18 protein-coding genes are annotated in these 14,579 nt (G+C 66.3%); 9 read left to right on the top strand and 9 right to left on the bottom strand.

Annotated features, from left to right (window positions below; translation table 11 throughout):
- Positions 1–63: 63 nt before the first annotated feature.
- The 4 genes from QA600_RS05150 to QA600_RS05135 form a co-directional block, all read right to left on the bottom strand.
- On the bottom strand, positions 64–1,716 hold the full coding sequence (locus QA600_RS05150; protein ID WP_278290889.1) for a cation acetate symporter: 1,653 nt from the start codon (positions 1,714–1,716) through the stop codon (positions 64–66).
- Entirely contained in the window at positions 1,713–2,099 is a 387-nt protein-coding gene (locus QA600_RS05145) for a DUF4212 domain-containing protein (protein WP_278290888.1), read from the bottom strand. Before QA600_RS05145 ends, QA600_RS05150 begins: the two co-directional genes overlap by 4 nt.
- Positions 2,100–2,277: 178 nt before the next feature.
- Positions 2,278–2,805, bottom strand: a complete 528-nt coding sequence (locus tag QA600_RS05140) for a hypothetical protein (RefSeq protein WP_278291016.1) — start codon at positions 2,803–2,805, stop codon at positions 2,278–2,280.
- Positions 2,806–2,886: 81 nt separating this feature from the next.
- On the bottom strand, positions 2,887–3,168 hold the full coding sequence (locus tag QA600_RS05135) for a hypothetical protein (RefSeq protein ID WP_278290887.1): 282 nt from the start codon (positions 3,166–3,168) through the stop codon (positions 2,887–2,889).
- Between the two features lie 126 nt (positions 3,169–3,294).
- Between QA600_RS05135 and QA600_RS05130 the strand changes: the two genes are divergently transcribed.
- On the top strand, positions 3,295–4,488 hold the full coding sequence (locus QA600_RS05130) for a rhodanese-like domain-containing protein (protein WP_278290886.1): 1,194 nt from the start codon (positions 3,295–3,297) through the stop codon (positions 4,486–4,488).
- Between the two features lie 75 nt (positions 4,489–4,563).
- Here QA600_RS05130 and QA600_RS05125 read toward each other — a convergent pair whose 3' ends face one another.
- Positions 4,564–5,214, bottom strand: coding sequence for a sensor domain-containing protein (locus tag QA600_RS05125; protein WP_278290885.1), 651 nt, complete (start codon positions 5,212–5,214; stop codon positions 4,564–4,566).
- 48 nt (positions 5,215–5,262) lie between these two features.
- The gene (locus QA600_RS05120; RefSeq protein ID WP_278290884.1) at positions 5,263–5,592 is read right to left on the bottom strand and encodes a nuclear transport factor 2 family protein; all 330 of its coding nucleotides are present in this window, start codon (positions 5,590–5,592) and stop codon (positions 5,263–5,265) included.
- A gap of 161 nt (positions 5,593–5,753) precedes the next feature.
- On the opposite strand from QA600_RS05120, the gene QA600_RS05115 reads away from it, so the two are divergent.
- The 3 genes from QA600_RS05115 to QA600_RS05105 all read left to right on the top strand — a co-directional run bounded on the left by QA600_RS05115 (position 5,754) and on the right by QA600_RS05105 (position 9,054).
- Positions 5,754–7,556 carry a Rieske 2Fe-2S domain-containing protein gene (locus QA600_RS05115; protein WP_278290883.1) on the top strand — a complete coding sequence of 601 codons (1,803 nt, stop codon included), beginning with the start codon at positions 5,754–5,756 and terminating at the stop codon, positions 7,554–7,556.
- Positions 7,557–7,704: 148 nt separating this feature from the next.
- Positions 7,705–8,487, top strand: a complete 783-nt coding sequence (locus tag QA600_RS05110) for a hypothetical protein (RefSeq protein ID WP_278290882.1) — start codon at positions 7,705–7,707, stop codon at positions 8,485–8,487.
- Between the two features lie 57 nt (positions 8,488–8,544).
- Positions 8,545–9,054 carry a DUF367 family protein gene (locus QA600_RS05105; protein WP_278291015.1) on the top strand — a complete coding sequence of 170 codons (510 nt, stop codon included), beginning with the start codon at positions 8,545–8,547 and terminating at the stop codon, positions 9,052–9,054.
- 36 nt (positions 9,055–9,090) lie between these two features.
- On the opposite strand, the gene QA600_RS05100 is transcribed toward QA600_RS05105, so the two are convergent.
- Entirely contained in the window at positions 9,091–9,996 is a 906-nt protein-coding gene (locus QA600_RS05100; protein WP_278290881.1) for a hypothetical protein, read from the bottom strand.
- A gap of 93 nt (positions 9,997–10,089) precedes the next feature.
- Here QA600_RS05100 and QA600_RS05095 point away from each other — a divergent pair, with 93 nt between their 5' ends.
- Positions 10,090–10,239 (top strand): 50S ribosomal protein L40e, encoded by a 150-nt coding sequence (locus QA600_RS05095; protein WP_278290880.1) that lies wholly within the window; start codon positions 10,090–10,092, stop codon positions 10,237–10,239.
- Positions 10,240–10,612: 373 nt separating this feature from the next.
- Here the strand turns inward: QA600_RS05095 and QA600_RS05090 are convergent, their stop codons facing one another.
- On the bottom strand, positions 10,613–11,281 hold the full coding sequence (locus QA600_RS05090; protein ID WP_278290879.1) for an MBL fold metallo-hydrolase: 669 nt from the start codon (positions 11,279–11,281) through the stop codon (positions 10,613–10,615).
- Between the two features lie 193 nt (positions 11,282–11,474).
- Here QA600_RS05090 and QA600_RS05085 point away from each other — a divergent pair, with 193 nt between their 5' ends.
- From QA600_RS05085 to QA600_RS05075, 3 genes are all read left to right on the top strand, one after another.
- Positions 11,475–11,651 (top strand): DUF5786 family protein, encoded by a 177-nt coding sequence (locus tag QA600_RS05085; RefSeq protein ID WP_278290878.1) that lies wholly within the window; start codon positions 11,475–11,477, stop codon positions 11,649–11,651.
- On the top strand, positions 11,648–12,241 hold the full coding sequence (locus QA600_RS05080) for a DUF99 family protein (RefSeq protein ID WP_278290877.1): 594 nt from the start codon (positions 11,648–11,650) through the stop codon (positions 12,239–12,241). The genes QA600_RS05085 and QA600_RS05080 overlap by 4 nt, the downstream gene beginning before the upstream one ends.
- Positions 12,242–12,333: 92 nt before the next feature.
- Entirely contained in the window at positions 12,334–12,930 is a 597-nt protein-coding gene (locus QA600_RS05075) for a uracil-DNA glycosylase (protein ID WP_278290876.1), read from the top strand.
- 326 nt (positions 12,931–13,256) lie between these two features.
- On the opposite strand, the gene QA600_RS05070 is transcribed toward QA600_RS05075, so the two are convergent.
- Positions 13,257–13,613 carry a nuclear transport factor 2 family protein gene (locus tag QA600_RS05070; RefSeq protein ID WP_278290875.1) on the bottom strand — a complete coding sequence of 119 codons (357 nt, stop codon included), beginning with the start codon at positions 13,611–13,613 and terminating at the stop codon, positions 13,257–13,259.
- Positions 13,614–13,852: 239 nt separating this feature from the next.
- Between QA600_RS05070 and hisH the strand changes: the two genes are divergently transcribed.
- Complete coding sequence (hisH, locus tag QA600_RS05065; protein ID WP_278290874.1) at positions 13,853–14,572, top strand: imidazole glycerol phosphate synthase subunit HisH; 720 nt, start codon at positions 13,853–13,855, stop codon at positions 14,570–14,572.
- Positions 14,573–14,579: the final 7 nt, after the last annotated feature.

The following is a 14,579-nucleotide window of genomic DNA, read 5'->3' as shown; positions in this document are numbered from 1 at the left end:
CGAGTTATCGACGAACCGACGTTCGGTCGCGGTTACGCCGGAAATGACGCACAGCGAACCGTCTCACTCGTCAGTCGGTTGCCCGCCGTCGGTGGCGACGTCTTCCGCGGACTGCATCGTCTCCATCGGTTCGGGGCTGTGACACTGACGAACGAGACGTTTGACGTCCTCGGGTGGGTCGTCGGTAACCATCGAGACGACGATGATCGTGAGCATGACGGCCGGGACGCCGACGAGCGACGACGACGTCGCGGGAACGATCATCGCAAACGTCGGAAAGATCGCCTCTCCGGAGAGCGCGGCGACGTACTGCGGGAGGATCTCGTTGAGGATCGACCCGAAGCCGAAAAAGAGGCCGACGAACATGCCGGCGATCGCGCCCTCTCGAGTTGCATCTTCCCACCAGAGTCCGAGGAAGAACACCGGGAACAGTACGGTCCCTGCGAGCGCGAAGGACATCCCGACGACCTCGGCGATGAGTGCGGGCGGGTTGAGCGCCAGGTAGGTAACGATGACACCCAACCCGAGGATCGTCGATCGACCGACGATCAGCTGTTCCCGCGCGGTCGCGTCCTCTTTGTAGAGATTCGTATAGATGTCGTGTGCAGCGGCGGACGACGCGGAAATGAACAGGCCGGCGGTCGTCGCCAGTCCGGCTGCGATCGCGCCGGCAGCAACGATACCGACGAGCCACTCCGGAAGATTAGCGAGGTACGCGGTCAGTACGACGAGCGTGTCGGACTCCGTCCCGGTCATCTCGGTGTACTCGCCGACGTTGTCCTGGTACAGCAACGAGCCGAACGCGGCGTACGCCGTCGTTCCCAGGAACAAAAACAGGGTAAAGAGCAGCCCCCAGACGGTCGCCCAGCGGGCATTGCGCTCGTTGTCGGCGGTGTAGAACCGGACGAGAACGTGGGGCAGACCGCAGGTTCCCGCGATCAGGCTGACGCAGAGCGCAATCCAGTGGTAGTACCCGGCGTCCTGGAACGGCTCGGTGTACTGGCGCTCGATTTCGGCCATCGCGGTCGCCTGTTCGCCGTACTCGACGAACGGCACGACCGTCGACCACCCCTGTGTCCAGCCGGTCGCGTACAGTCCGAGCAGGAACGCACCGATGAGGATGACATACTGCAGTGCCATGTTCTTGGTCGCACCGAGCATCCCCGAGAGTGCGACGTACCCGATGGTAATCGCCATCAGCAGAATCACACCGACCTCGTAGGAGACGCCGAAGATGTACTGGGCCATCAGGCCGAGACCGTTTCCTTGCGCGATTATATAGACGAACGCGATCAGCAGGGTCGTCGACGCCGCGATCGCGCGGCCGAGATCGGAGTAGTACCGATCGCCGACGAAGTCGGGGGCGGTGTACTTCCCGAACCGGCGGAACTGCGCGGCCAGAAAGATCAGCAGGATGAAATAGCCGGCCGTCCAACCGACGACGTACGCCAGCCCGAAGTAGCCGAGCAATGCGACCGTCGAGGCAACCCCGAGGTAGGCGGCGACGCTCATCCAGTTCGCCGCGATCGCCATCCCGTTCTCGATCGCCCCGATCGAGCGGCCGGCGACCCACATATCGTCGACCGCCGCGACGCGGAAGAACCAGCCGACGCCGAGAAACAGTGCCAGCATCACCGTGAGCGTCAGCGCCGGAACGAGCTTGAAACCGCCGTCGAAGAGTCCGGTGTTGATCTCGAGAACCGCCGCTTCGATCACGGGCGTTCACCACCGTCGGCAGCGACGTGCTGGCCGGCATCTCCGTCGGCTTCGGCCGGCACCTCGTGGCTCACGCCGTACTGCGCGTCCAGTCGATCGCGCTGCCACGCGTAGGCCACACACAGGACGAACACGCCGATCGGGGAGCCGAGCGCGGTCAGGAAGTAGTGAAGCTGAAATCCGAACACCTGCGTACTCGTCATGGTGTCCGTCGCGATCCAGGTCGCCGTCACCGGCCCGAACGTGACCAGTACCCAGACGGCGAACAGTCCCCAGATCACCTTCAGGTGATCCCGCATGAACGGCGTTGCCGGCTTGAACATGTGTATCCTGCTGTCGAGGTAGTCGGCGGTCTCACCGTTCGACGTCTCGTCGTCAGTCATCGACCGGCCCTCTCCGTGGAACTGGTCAACGGTGTTCTGGCCGTCTTTCCGCCCGATTGGAGCCGCTGTCGTGGCTTCCGCCTCTCGAGGTGAACGCAGTGGGGTTCGGTATCGCAGCTGTCTCGCATACGGGTCGTTGTTGAATTATAGTGATCGTTAAACCGGACTTTGATCACAATTATTGCACGGTATTTCTACAAGAAAGTTCATAGTTAACACGTACCAGTATCGCCACCTGTAGTTCGGATGTGGGGACGAGCGGGTCGGGCGACGAAGCGCCCGGAAAGTGACAACGTCGTCGATCGAGATCGAATGCGATACGCGGTACCCCTTCCCCCTCGAGTCGACGACCGGCGTGTGAGGGTGTGAAACCGCCACTACCGAGATGAACGGTTAGGAACGTCGACGCCGGGGTCGCGGTCGAACCATCGTCGGTTATCGGTTCGTTCACAGGCGCCGCACAGATCCGGGCGCAGACGTAGGTGGCGGCGTTCGCGAGGTGAACGAGGACGATCAACCCCACCACGCCGAGTGCGCCCGTCAGCGCGGCTTCGGGCGCCATCTCGATCGTCCACATGGCCGGTTCGTCGTTCACCCCGCCGCACTCGGCGGTCGTCAGATACCGGAGCGGCGCCGCGAGCAGCGACGCGACCGACGCCAGCAGGAAGAGCCCGAGGACGGCGACGATCGCGATCGGGACTTTCAGCGAGAGGAAGCCGACCGCCCGCCAAGTCGAGGGAGCGTCGGGGTACGACCGGAGCCGCGAACCGCGCGGCCGTAGCGAGGATCAGTTGTACGTCCGATCGTCGAACGTGGCGTCGTCGCTCGAGTCCTCGGACCCGGAGTTCGACAGCCGGGGCGTGAACCCACCCGTGAGGATGACGGCGACGACGACCAGCGCCGCCGAGAGAACCACGAAGTCGGCGCTCGGGTCGTAGCCGGCCAGCCCTGCACCCGTCGACACGACGAAGATCGCGACCGTGAAGACGACCGTCGCGAGCGCTCCGACGACGACGATGCCGATCACGCTGCCGAGCAGCCCGCGGAGGACGTTTCGTACTGCTGTCATGGCTGTCCGTTTCCGGTCCGGGGTCGTAGTGGTTGCGGCTGGCCGTCGGCGTCGCGAGCCGTTTCACACCGATACGCCGGCACATGTCGTAGAGACGTTTAGGTGATTCACCGGCGTACCTCGCGTATGGTTACCACCCTCGCTGCGGATCGGCTCGCAGAGCTACAGGACGGCGACGAGGAGTTCACGCTCGTCGATACGCGTCCCGAGGACAGCTACGAATCCTGGCACGTCTCCGGCGCGCTTCACTTCCCGTTCGGCCCGGAGGAGGAACTCGACGGCCGTCTCAAGGAGTTCGAGGAGCTGATCGGCGACACGGAGCGGGTGATCACCATCTGTGCAAAGGGGATCTCCTCGGGGAACCTGGCGACCCAGCTCGAGTCGGCGACCGACGCCTACGAGGTCGAGACCGTCGACGGCGGGATGGAGGGCTGGAGCGGCGTCTACGACGCGGTCGAGCTCGAGGAAGCCGGCGACGCCCGGATCGTTCAGGTTCAACGCCGCGCGAAGGGCTGTCTCGGCTACGTCGTCGGCTGCGCGGCGAGCGGCGAGGCCGTCGTCGTCGATCCTACCGCGGACACCGACGAGTTCGCGGTCGCCGCCGAGGAGGCCGGGCTCTCGATCGTCGGCGTGATCGACACCCACGTCCACGCCGACCACGTCTCCGGCGGTCGCCAGCTCGCCGACGAGCTCGAGGTGCCGTACTACCTGGGCGAACGGGCCGAGGAACGCGACGTCGAGGTCGAGTACACCGCCCTCGAGCGCAACGAGGTGCTCGCGGTCGGCGAGCGCGAGCTGAAGGCGATCGCCGCGCCGGGCCACACCAGCGAGATGATCAACGTCCTCGTCGACGATCGAGCGCTGCTGACCGCCGACACCTTGCACGTCGACTCGACGGGGCGGACGGAGCTCGAATTTAGCAAAGACGAGGGCGAGGCGCCACGCGCCTCGGAAGGCTCGAGCGGTGGAACCGCGAGAGAGGGCGAGAAGGGCGCGCGAATGCTCTACGAGACGCTCCATCGGACGATCCTGGCCGAACCCGAGAGCGTTCGCGTCCTTCCGGGGCACGTTACCGTTACTACCGACGGGGAGTTCGAACACGGCTCGCCGGGCGAGGAGGTTTCGACGACGATCCGGGAGGCGCGTACGGGGATCGACGTTCTCGAGCTCGACGAAGAGGCGTTCGTCGACCGATTGGCCGACGCCGGCGAGAAGCCGGCGAACTTCGAGGAGATCATCGAGCGCAACCGCGGGGCGCTCGAGCTCGCTCCAGAAGAGCGGGTCGAACTCGAGATGGGGCCGAACAACTGTTCGGCGTAAGTGTCGCGGGCGCTCGGGTTGTCGCTCGAGAGTCGACTCAGTGATTCGGTACCGAGTCGTCGGTCCGTCGCTGGCTCACCGACCGATCGCCGGCTCGCCGAGCAACGCGGCGCTCATCCGTCCGCAGACGTAGGCGATCGCGTTCGCGACGTGGACGAAGACGACCAGCAGTACCGTGCCGAGCATACCGGCCAGCGCCGCCTCCGGGACCGTTTCGATCGTCCAGACGAGCGGCTCGCCGTTGAGTTCGCCGAACTCGGCATCGGTGGGGTATCGAAGCGGCGCGAGAAGGAGCTCGGCGATCCATGCGAGCGCAATCACGCCCAGGAGGGCGACGACGGAGACGAGCGTCTTCATCGAGAGGAAGCCGACGGCCCGCCAGGTCGAGGGCGCGTCGACGTAGGCGCGGAGCCGCGAGCGAGCCCCGGGAGCGTCGGCGACGTCCCCGTACCGCTCGAGGTCGAGCCCCAGTAGCGCGTTCGCGAGCCATCGTTCGAGCCCCGCGGCGAGCCTGGCGCCGAGGAGGGCGACGAAGAGGATCGCCACGCCGACGAGCACGAGCGTCAGGAGCAGGCCCAATAGGACCCCGAAGCCGAACGTGAAGTAGTACAGAAAGCCGAGCGGGATCGCCAGAAACAGGTACAGGAGGTTCTTGTACGTCTGGCGGGCGACGAGCGCGCCGACCGCCTGTCGTCCGGCGCGTCCGATTTGTTCGGCAGATGTCATTGGTAGTTGAATAGTTCAATTCTGACAGCAAAAATCCTCGGTCGCCAGCTACCGACTGTACGTCTCGAGGCGAACGATCGCTTCGTCCTCGAGTTCGAAAAAGTCGGCGAACTCGAACAGCGCCGACCCCGTTTCGTCGTCGACCACTCGCCCCCGAACCGCGACGCTCCCGTCGTCGACGAGGACGTCCTCGAGGTCGTGGCGCGTCCGCTTGTTCGGCCGGCCATCGCGCATGAACTCGACGAACGCCTCCCGATTCTCGAACCGGCGGTCCGGGCGCCGCTGGACGAACTCGGGGTCGAGAACCTCCTCGAGGGCGTCGTACTCGTGAGCGTCCAGCGCGTCGTAGTAGCGTTCGACGAGGGCGACGGCGTCCATACTCCACGTAGCGAGCCGCCTCTCAAAAACGGCGGCGGTCCGAAGGCGGTGTCGCCGTCGCGTTTTGTCGTCCTGCTCGCGTTTTGCCCTCCTGCTATCGCTTCCCGTACAAAAGCGAGCTTCAGCGAACCCTTACGACCGTGCGTGTCGACCCCACGTATATGGCGACGACCGACGAGTTCCGGACGGCGATCCCGCTCGAGGAGCTGCGAGAGCGGGGGCGCGCGCAGGTCAGCGTCGACGGGACGCCGCTGGCGCTGTTCCACCACGAGAGCGAGGTTCGAGCCGTCGACAACCGCTGTCCCCACATGGGGTTTCCCCTCTCGGAGGGGACCGTCGACGACGGCGTCCTCACCTGCCACTGGCACCACGCGCGGTTCGAACTGGCCTGTGGCGACACGTTCGACCCCTGGGCAGACGACGTCCAGACCTACCCCGTCGAGATCCGCGACGGCGAGGTCTGCGTGAATCCGAACCCCGAACGGGACCTCCCGCCCGACGAGCACTGGGCGGACAGGCTCGAGACCGGGCTCGAGGAAAATCTCGGGCTCGTCCTGGCGAAGGCGACGATCGGACTGCTCGATGCCGGCGTCGACCACCGCGAGCCGACGGCGACGATCCTCGACTTTGGCACCCGCTACCGCGAGGACGGCTGGGGACCCGGGCTGACGATCCTGGGCTGTCTGGCGAACGTGATCGACGACCTCGCGGTCGAGGACCGAAAGCGGGCGCTGTACATCGGCGCGCGCCGCGTGGCGAACGACTGCGCGGGCGAACCACCGAACTTCGACCAGCCCTCCTTTTCGACCCGCGAGGTCGAGTTCGACCGGCTGAAGCGCTGGTTCCGCGACTGCGTCGAGGTCCGGGACGCCGACGGCGCGGAGCGGTGTCTGCGAACCGCCGTCGCCGCCGACCGCTCGGAACGCGAGCTCGCCGAGCTGGTCTTCGCCGCCGCGACCGACCACCCCTACCTCTCGACGGGCCACGTGCTGGACTTCGCGAACACGGCCTTCGAGAGCCTCGAGCACGCCGGCTCCGAATACGCCGACGACGCCCTCGCGGCGCTCGTCGAGCCGCTGGTGACGGCCGACAGAAGCGACGAATGGTCGTCGTGGCGCCAGCCCGTCAACCTCGTCGCCCTGCTCGAGGACGTCTACGGGGGCGACGTCACCGAGACGAGCGGGCTCGAGGCGCTGGTCGCCGAGGGCGCGAGCGCGGACTGGGAGCCACAAGCCGACTTCCGGGAGACGCTGCTCGCGGACGACCCGGAAGCGATCGTCGACGCGCTGGCGGACGCCGTTCGAGAGGGGGCGACGAGCGAGGCCCTCGCGGGCGAGGTCGCACACGCGGCCGCGACGCGGGTCGCGCGGTTCGGCACCGCAAACGAGTTCTCCGACTGGAACACGGTCCACCACACGTTCACCTACGCGAACGCGGTTCACGGCGCGACCCGCCGGACCGACGCCGTCGAACCCTACCGGGGCATCTTCGACGCCGCGATGAGCGTCTATCTCGATCGCTTTCTGAATACGCCCCCCGCACCGGTCCCGGAGCCGGGCGCGAACGAGACCGGGCGAGATCCCGAGGACGTTCTCGAGGATCTGCTCGAGACGTTCGACGTTGAGGGCGAGGTCAACGAGGCCGGCCGGCTCGTCGGCGAGTTCCTCGACTGCGGCGGGAGTCCGGCGGCGTTGAAGCGGGCGCTCGGCCACGCTCTGCTGCGCGAGGACGCCGGCTTCCACACGATCCAGAACCTCGAGGCCGCGTTCCGGCAGTTCGATCTCGCGGACGAGCGCGTGTCAGAGGGGGCCGACGAGGCGCCTCGTCTCGAGTCCCGCCGCCGAATTCCGATGATCGCGACGGCCCGGTACATGGCCGCGTACTTCCCGACCAGACGCGAGGCCGAGCAGACGTTTACGATCGCCGTGCGGCTCAATCGCGGCGAGGCGATCCACGAGGAGTAACGGGACGAAGCGACGCACGCACAGGAGCATCGACGAGAGTTCGAGGGGGCGCTCGAGGGGACGGACTCGGCGAAATGGCCTCGAGGAGCGGTCGGTATCGGCGGGAGTGCCAGTACCGTTTTGACCACACCGGTCGTATGGCTGTCAGATGCGACTTCGCTATCTCGGGTTCGTCCTCTTCCCCGTCGCGATGCTCGCCTACCTCGGCGCGGTCGGCTACGACCCCTCACTCACGGCGTCGGCGGCCAACCTGTTCGTCGCCGCGACGGGCGGATTCGCCCTCGTTGCCGCTCTCGCGGTCCGTGCCGGTATCCGGTTCTCGGTTGCCCTCTCACTCGCGGCGTTCGCGCTCGTCCCCCACCTCGGCGACCTCGGACTCGGCCCACACTTCGTCTCGTTCGCCGCGGTCGTCCACGCGCTCCTGTTCGTCGCCGTCGGCGGCATCGTGCTGATCACGCTCGAGTACGCCGTTCGAAACCAAGGACGAGCGACCGAGTCGGTCTCGAGGCGGGGGCTCCTCGCGAGTCTCGCGGTCGGCATCGGTCATCTGCTCGCCGTGGCTCTCGTCGCCGAGGCGGCCGGCGACGGCGTCTCCGGGATCGCCACCGAGCTGTTCGCCGCACAGCCGGTCGAGTACGCCATGCTCGCGCTCGTGGTGGCCGGCCTCGTCGCGCTCGGCGCGGTCCCGACGCTGCTGTTCGTCCGCTGGCAGCTGCGGTTGCCCGTGGTGGTCGTCGCGGGCGGGTTCGCACTCGTGACCCTTTGGACGTGGCGCTACGTGCGGGAGACCGTCCACCTGGGCGCCTCGCCGTCGCCGATGATCACCTACGCCGTGCTCTGGTTCGTTCCCTTCGCACTCGCGCTGGTGGTCGGCGGCCTCGAGTATCGCCGGTTACACGGGCGATCGAATCGGGGTGTGACGCCGAACTGAGTTATCGTGGACGCATCGACCGTCTTTTCTCGACGGCGCGCCTATCTCGCCTCGACCGTGGACTGTCACGTCTACTACGAGGGCGACGACGACCCGAAGAAGTGCACCGCGCGCCGACTCGAGCAGTTCGACGAGGCGACGCTCTACCGTACCATGCGGCAGGTGCCCTACGGCGTCGTCCTCAACCCCCACGCCGAGCAGGCGCTCTCGCCGGCCGACGCCGACGAGGCACTGGGGACGCTGGTCGCCCTCGACTGCTCCTGGGAGTCCGCCGAGGAGGCCGCCTTTCGGATGAACGGCGTTCACCGCGCGCTGCCCTTTCTGGTGGCCGCGAACCCGGTCAACTACGGCCGTCCGTTCCGGCTGACGACCGTCGAGGCGCTCGCGGCCGCCTGCTGTATCCTCGGGGACCGGGAACGCGCCGAGGAACTCCTCGAGCCGTTCCGGTGGGGGGAGACGTTCCTGACGCTGAACGAGGAGCCCCTGCGTCGGTACGGCGAGTGTGCGGACTCGAGCGAGGTCGTCGCGGTCCAGAACGACTACCTGGCCGACGAGGAGTCGGCGTAGAGCCGGTGTCGCTTTCGACCCGATCATTCTGGTCGGCTACTGGCGTGAACGGATTCGTTCCCGACGCGCGAGCAACGACTGGTAGCTCGCGTACCAGAGCGTGACCAGTCCGAAGAAGAGCAGCGTCGAAAGGCCGGCCAGAACCCGTCCGGTACCGGGACTACCGGCGTCGTAGACGAGATAACCGATCGCGCCCGCGACGGCGAAGAACTTGAGCGACACGACGACGAGCACGATCCGCATCGGCCGCGTCGTGTTCGGCGTCTTCGGTTCCGCGGTCGGCGTCACGTCGTCGGCTTCCTCGAGCGCCCGCTCGAACGCCGATCGGTGGCGCTCCGGAACGGAAACGGTGACCGGACTCGCACCGACGCGTCGGCAGACGTACAGCGAGACAACCCCGAGCGGCACCCGATAAGCAGCCGTAACGTTCGCGAGGTCGATCCGCTTCGTCCCTCCGCTGTCTCGGCGTCGCTCGTTTCTGACCACGATCCGACCGGCCCCCGGATCGAACGCGACCGTCGCCTCCGCGGAGTTCGAGACGAGCGCCAGTACCCCTGTCCCGAGGAAGACCAGCAGTACCGTTCCCCGGGGCGAGAGGACCCCGACAATCCCGACGACGGCGACGCCGACGGCGATCGCGAGCGCGAGTCCACGGCCGGTGAGCCTGTCGGTCAGGTACAGCCCATCTAGCCACTTCGGAAGGCTGTCGTGACGAACGAGCAGCCACAGGGCAACGACCGAGACAGGACCCCCGGCGAGTACCGCAAACATCGCGAGTGCGAGCGGCGAACCGGCGAGCGCCTGACCGACGGTAAGCAGGACGGCGGCCGCGACGATCCACGCAGCGAACCCGCCGTACAGCCCGTACGGGGCGTACACCAGGGCGCGACGGAGTGGGGTCTCTTCCGGCAGCATCGACCACTCGCGAACGGAGCCCGGCATAGGTGACAGACCGTGTCGCCGAAGCATAATTATTCGGCTCGAGACCGGTTCGCGACCACAGCGGTTATATGGACGACGGGCCAACGGAGCGACATGCCAAGTTTCGACGCCGCCGAAAACCGGACGCTCCAGAAGATGATCTGCATGCGCTGTAACGCTCGTAACGCGAAGGACTCCGACCGCTGTCGCAAGTGCGGTTACAAGAACCTCCGACCGAAGGCGACCGAGCCGCGAGCGGCCTAACTCGGTTCTCTGCGGCGTTTTCGATCCTCGAGCGAGTTCTCTCTAGCTCCGCCCTCGTGCGGCTCGGTCGGTTGCCCCCTCGAGCGAGCGGTGGACGGTCGACTCAGTTCGGCAGCAGGGCTGGGGCCCATCCTCCGTACGCTCGAGCAGGATCCCGCTTTCGCGGCCGACCGACGACGCCAACGCAGCGTTCGACGGCTGGAACGAGTTCGTCCTCGCTCACCTCCCCGATCCCGGACCCTTCCTGGAGAGCCACGCGCTCCTCGAGGAGAGGATCAGACGGTGTTTCACCGGCTCACCTGGGACCTCGGCCCCACTCGGTTCGGAAAATCTGGACCAAGAAGCCGCTCGCTGCCCCGGTCGCTCGCGCGTGCTATTCGTCGGGATACTTCGGCTCCCGTTTCTCCGCTCGCGAGAGCGACGTCTCGACAACGTCGCGCACGTCACCGTGAAAGACGTCGCCGTGGCCCGCGTACATGTGCTCGACGCCGGCAGACTCGCTTCGCTCGTCTCCCGAGGCCGTGCTCGCATCGTTTGCGCGACCGCCGTCTGGCATGCGCTCGAGGAGATCCTCGATGCTCTCGATGAGTCGCTCGCGGGACTGGCCGGCCATGTCGGTGCGGCCGAAGCTGCCGTAGTCGAAGGCGCCGTCGTCGTGGACCACAACGTCGCCCGAAAACAGCGTCGACTCGGAGACGAACGAGACGTGGTCGTCCGAGTGGCCGGGCGTGTAGACGACGTCGAACTCCTCGTCACCGATCTGTATCGTGTCCCCGTCCTCGATCGCGTGGTCTCGTTCCGGGTGGTGGTCGTAGGCGTACACCTCGGGGTCGAAGGCCTCGCAGACGGACTCGAGCTGTTCGACGTGGTCCCCGTGCTGGTGGGTCATCACGACGGCGTCGAGCTCGTCGGTGTGCTCGCGGATCTCGTCGACGATCCCATCCCACGAGCCGGCGTCGACCAGCGTGGTTCGGTCGCCGACGACCAGATAGGCGTTGCAGGTGAACGTCTCGGCGTTCTCGGTGACGTGGTAGACCTCCATACGGAGTCGGTCGTGAGCCGACGGCAAAACGGTACTGCCGGAATCCGTGAATTTCCTCTCTCGGAGCGGGCGTAACTGTGGCGTCGTCGGAACGCCCCGCGAGAACGATGTTGGCCCGAATATGTGCTGTTTAAGGGGATTGAAGGTGGGTCACCCCGGGACTTTTCAGTTCCGCTCTCGAACGTAACACTGTATGGGATTCGGGAGCTACGACGAGTCCGAACAACAGGAGGTCGACGCCGATTTTGATGACGACGACGCTGTCCAGTCGGAACAGAACCATCACCACGGCTCGATCGAGTTCGAGAACGGCGCCTCGAGCGACGAGCTGCTCGATCGCCTCGAGGAGATCAAGGACGACCCCGAATGAAGGCCGGGACGCGGGCGCTCGGCGTCGCCGAGTCGTTCCGCGTCGAATCGGACGCTCCGAGTGAACAGGGTCGAAGTACGATCGCCGGTACCGTCGTCCGCGCCGATCGCGTTCTGGACGGCGTCGGCTACCGAAAGTGTACCGTGGGCGACACCGACGCGACCGAGGCGATCTGCCGACTCGTCGACGACCTCGGTCGCCCCGACGTTCGGTACGTGCTGATCAGTGCCGTCGCGCCCGCCTGGTTCAACATTCTCGATCTTTCGACGATACACGAACGCGCCCAGCGACCGGTTCTCGCGGTCACCTTCGAGGAGAGCGAGGGACTCGAGGCCGGCCTCGAGGACGCTTTCTCCGGCGCAGCCCTCGAGGAGCGCCTCGAGCGGTATCGCCGGCTTCCCGAGCGACGCCCCGTGTCGATCAACGACGAGACGGTGTACGTCCGCAGCGTCGGCCTCGAGTTTGGCGAGGCCGTCGACGTCGTCCGCGGGTTCACTCCCGAAGGCGGGCGCCCGGAGCCGATTCGGGTCGCACGACAGGCCGCTCGAGCGGCCGATGCATACGCGGACTCGCTCGCCCACGGCGGGTGAGGTCGCCGTCAGCCGACGACCGTCGATCCTCGATTCGTCGACCGGCAGCTGCGACCCGAAAGGCGTAGTAGGAAGCCGTCTGAGGGACGGCTATGGGAACGATGGAGGATCTCTGTGTCACGGAGTGTACCCGGTGTCCGAAACTCGTCGAGTCGCGAAGTCGGATCGTCAACGGCACCGGTCCAGAGGACGCCGACGTGCTGTTCGTCGGCGAGGGCCCGGGTGCGCAGGAAGACGAACAGGGCGAGCCGTTCGTCGGACGAAGCGGCTCCGTGCTCGACGAACAGCTGCGGACGGTCGGCCTGGATCGGGAGACGGTTCGGATCACCAACTGCGTTCGCTGTCGCCCCCCGGAGAACCGCGACCCGACGAAAAAGGAACTCGAGAACTGCCGTGGCTACCTCGAGACGGAGATCGATCGGCTTGAGCCGGACGTGATCGTCACGCTCGGAAAGGTGCCGACCGAACACCTGCTGGACCGATCGGTGTCGGTGACGAAGGAGGCCGGTTCCGTCGAGGAGGTTCGCATCGAGGGAACGCCGCGTCGACTGCTGATCTGCGTCCACCCCGCGGCGACGCTGTACGACCGCAGCCAGGAGGAGACGTTCGCGGACGCGATTCAGCGTGCTGCAGAGCTCGCGGACGTCGACGGGTCGGAGGGCGGCCAGACGCGCCTCGACGGGTTCTGACGGTTCACTCCGTTTCGAGCGTTGCAGAGAGGGTTCACGAGGGTTCTTGCGGTGGCGCACGCTGTCGATCAGGTTCGAGCGACAGCGAGAACCGATCGACAACGCCGTGCGAGGGATGAGCGAACGGGCCGATAGCCCGTGAGCGAATCGGCTGGGGGGTGTGGAAACTCCCGTCGTCGGTGTGAGCAGAGACTCGACTTCGAGACAGCGTTGTGCGACAGCGAGGCGACACCGAAGAAACAACGCTGTGCGACGGTCGGCTCCGACATGGCGATCGCACCTTCGGTTCTCGGCACCGTCTCGGCGGCGAGGATAGGTTCCGCTCCCTACACCTCGTCGCGGTCCGTAAACGAGTAACGACGCGCGATCGTCCCGTCCTCGAACTCGTGGAAGTCCGCGAAAGCGAAGGCGACGTCCTCGCCGTTCTGACGACCCGCAAACGTCCCTCGTACGGCGACCGTGTCGCCGTCGACGATCAGGTCGTCGACCTCGTGGCTGCCCTCCTCGAGCGGCCGTCCCTCGAGGTAGAACTCCCGGAGCTCCGCTCGGCCCTCGATCGCGCCCTGTCCCGGACGCTCGTAGCGAACGTCCTCGGCGAACAGCGCGACGAGGTCGTCGTAGCGTTCGTCGTCGACGGCGTCGTAGTAGTCCCGTACCACGGTTTCCGGATCGACTTCGGTCATACGGGGACTACGGAGGTGCGGGTAGTAACTCCTGGGTTCGCGCTCGAGTGGTGAGACGACTGCCGGGTCGGCTCGAGTCAGGTGGTTTGGTTCGGACGGATCGGATGGGTTGGCTCGAGTCGTCTGGGTCGGCTCGAGTGGTTCGGTTCGCCGTTTCTGCGCGGCCTCTCGAGCGGATTCGAGCGCCGAGAACTGCGCGAATGACAACACACTTCTTTCCACCCGACCGAGGTCGGTACATGAGCACCGTTACGGCCGACCAGCAGCAGTCACTCGCCGACGTCGTGGTCGTCGACTACGGCCTCGGCAACCTCCGCAGCGTCACCCGCGGGCTCGAGCGCGCGGGCGCCGACGTCGAGATCACCGACGATCCCGAGGCGTTCGCCGACGCCGACGGGGTCGTTCTGCCCGGTGTGGGCGCGTTCCGCGAGGGCGTCGAAAACGCCGACCCGCTTCGGGAGGACTTACTCGAGGTCGCCGACTCCGGCACGCCGCTGTTCGGGATCTGTCTCGGCATGCAGATGCTGCTAACGACCAGCGAGGAGGGAGCGAACGAAGGCGAGTCGGCCGTCCAGGGACTCGACCTGATCCCCGGAACGAACGTTCGCTTCGCCGAGGGCCAGAAGGTCCCTCACATGGGCTGGAACCAGCTGTCGGTCGAGCGCGACCACCCGCTCGTGAGAGGAGTCGACGGCGTCGGGTCGGAAACCCAACGGGAAGATGGATCCGCCGCTGGCGGATCCGTCGACGGCCGGTACGCTTACTTCGTCCACTCCTACTACGCGGTTCCCGACAACGAGGACGCCACGGTGGCGACGACCGACTACGAAATCGACTTTCCCGCAATCGTCGCGAACGAAGCCGGCAACGTCTTCGGTACCCAGTTCCACCCCGAGAAGAGCGGCGAGACGGGATTGAGAATCCTGCGGAACTTCGTCGAAATCTGTAGCGAGGAGTAGCGCTTCC

The organism is Natronococcus sp. A-GB1, from assembly GCF_029688845.1.
Taxonomy (GTDB): domain Archaea; phylum Halobacteriota; class Halobacteria; order Halobacteriales; family Natrialbaceae; genus Natronococcus.
This window is presented reverse-complemented; position numbering and strand designations above follow the sequence as displayed.

Coding starts and splice junctions, on each gene's coding strand:
- QA600_RS05145 (WP_278290888.1), bottom strand. CDS start 2,099: ATGACTGACGACGAGACGTCGAACGGTGAGACCGCCGACTACCTCGAC.
- QA600_RS05135 (WP_278290887.1), bottom strand. CDS start 3,168: ATGACAGCAGTACGAAACGTCCTCCGCGGGCTGCTCGGCAGCGTGATC.
- QA600_RS05130 (WP_278290886.1), top strand. CDS start 3,295: ATGGTTACCACCCTCGCTGCGGATCGGCTCGCAGAGCTACAGGACGGC.
- QA600_RS05125 (WP_278290885.1), bottom strand. CDS start 5,214: ATGACATCTGCCGAACAAATCGGACGCGCCGGACGACAGGCGGTCGGC.
- QA600_RS05120 (WP_278290884.1), bottom strand. CDS start 5,592: ATGGACGCCGTCGCCCTCGTCGAACGCTACTACGACGCGCTGGACGCT.
- QA600_RS05115 (WP_278290883.1), top strand. CDS start 5,754: ATGGCGACGACCGACGAGTTCCGGACGGCGATCCCGCTCGAGGAGCTG.
- QA600_RS05110 (WP_278290882.1), top strand. CDS start 7,705: ATGCGACTTCGCTATCTCGGGTTCGTCCTCTTCCCCGTCGCGATGCTC.
- QA600_RS05100 (WP_278290881.1), bottom strand. CDS start 9,996: ATGCCGGGCTCCGTTCGCGAGTGGTCGATGCTGCCGGAAGAGACCCCA.
- QA600_RS05095 (WP_278290880.1), top strand. CDS start 10,090: ATGCCAAGTTTCGACGCCGCCGAAAACCGGACGCTCCAGAAGATGATC.
- QA600_RS05090 (WP_278290879.1), bottom strand. CDS start 11,281: ATGGAGGTCTACCACGTCACCGAGAACGCCGAGACGTTCACCTGCAAC.
- QA600_RS05085 (WP_278290878.1), top strand. CDS start 11,475: ATGGGATTCGGGAGCTACGACGAGTCCGAACAACAGGAGGTCGACGCC.
- QA600_RS05080 (WP_278290877.1), top strand. CDS start 11,648: ATGAAGGCCGGGACGCGGGCGCTCGGCGTCGCCGAGTCGTTCCGCGTC.
- QA600_RS05075 (WP_278290876.1), top strand. CDS start 12,334: ATGGGAACGATGGAGGATCTCTGTGTCACGGAGTGTACCCGGTGTCCG.
- QA600_RS05070 (WP_278290875.1), bottom strand. CDS start 13,613: ATGACCGAAGTCGATCCGGAAACCGTGGTACGGGACTACTACGACGCC.
- hisH (WP_278290874.1), top strand. CDS start 13,853: ATGAGCACCGTTACGGCCGACCAGCAGCAGTCACTCGCCGACGTCGTG.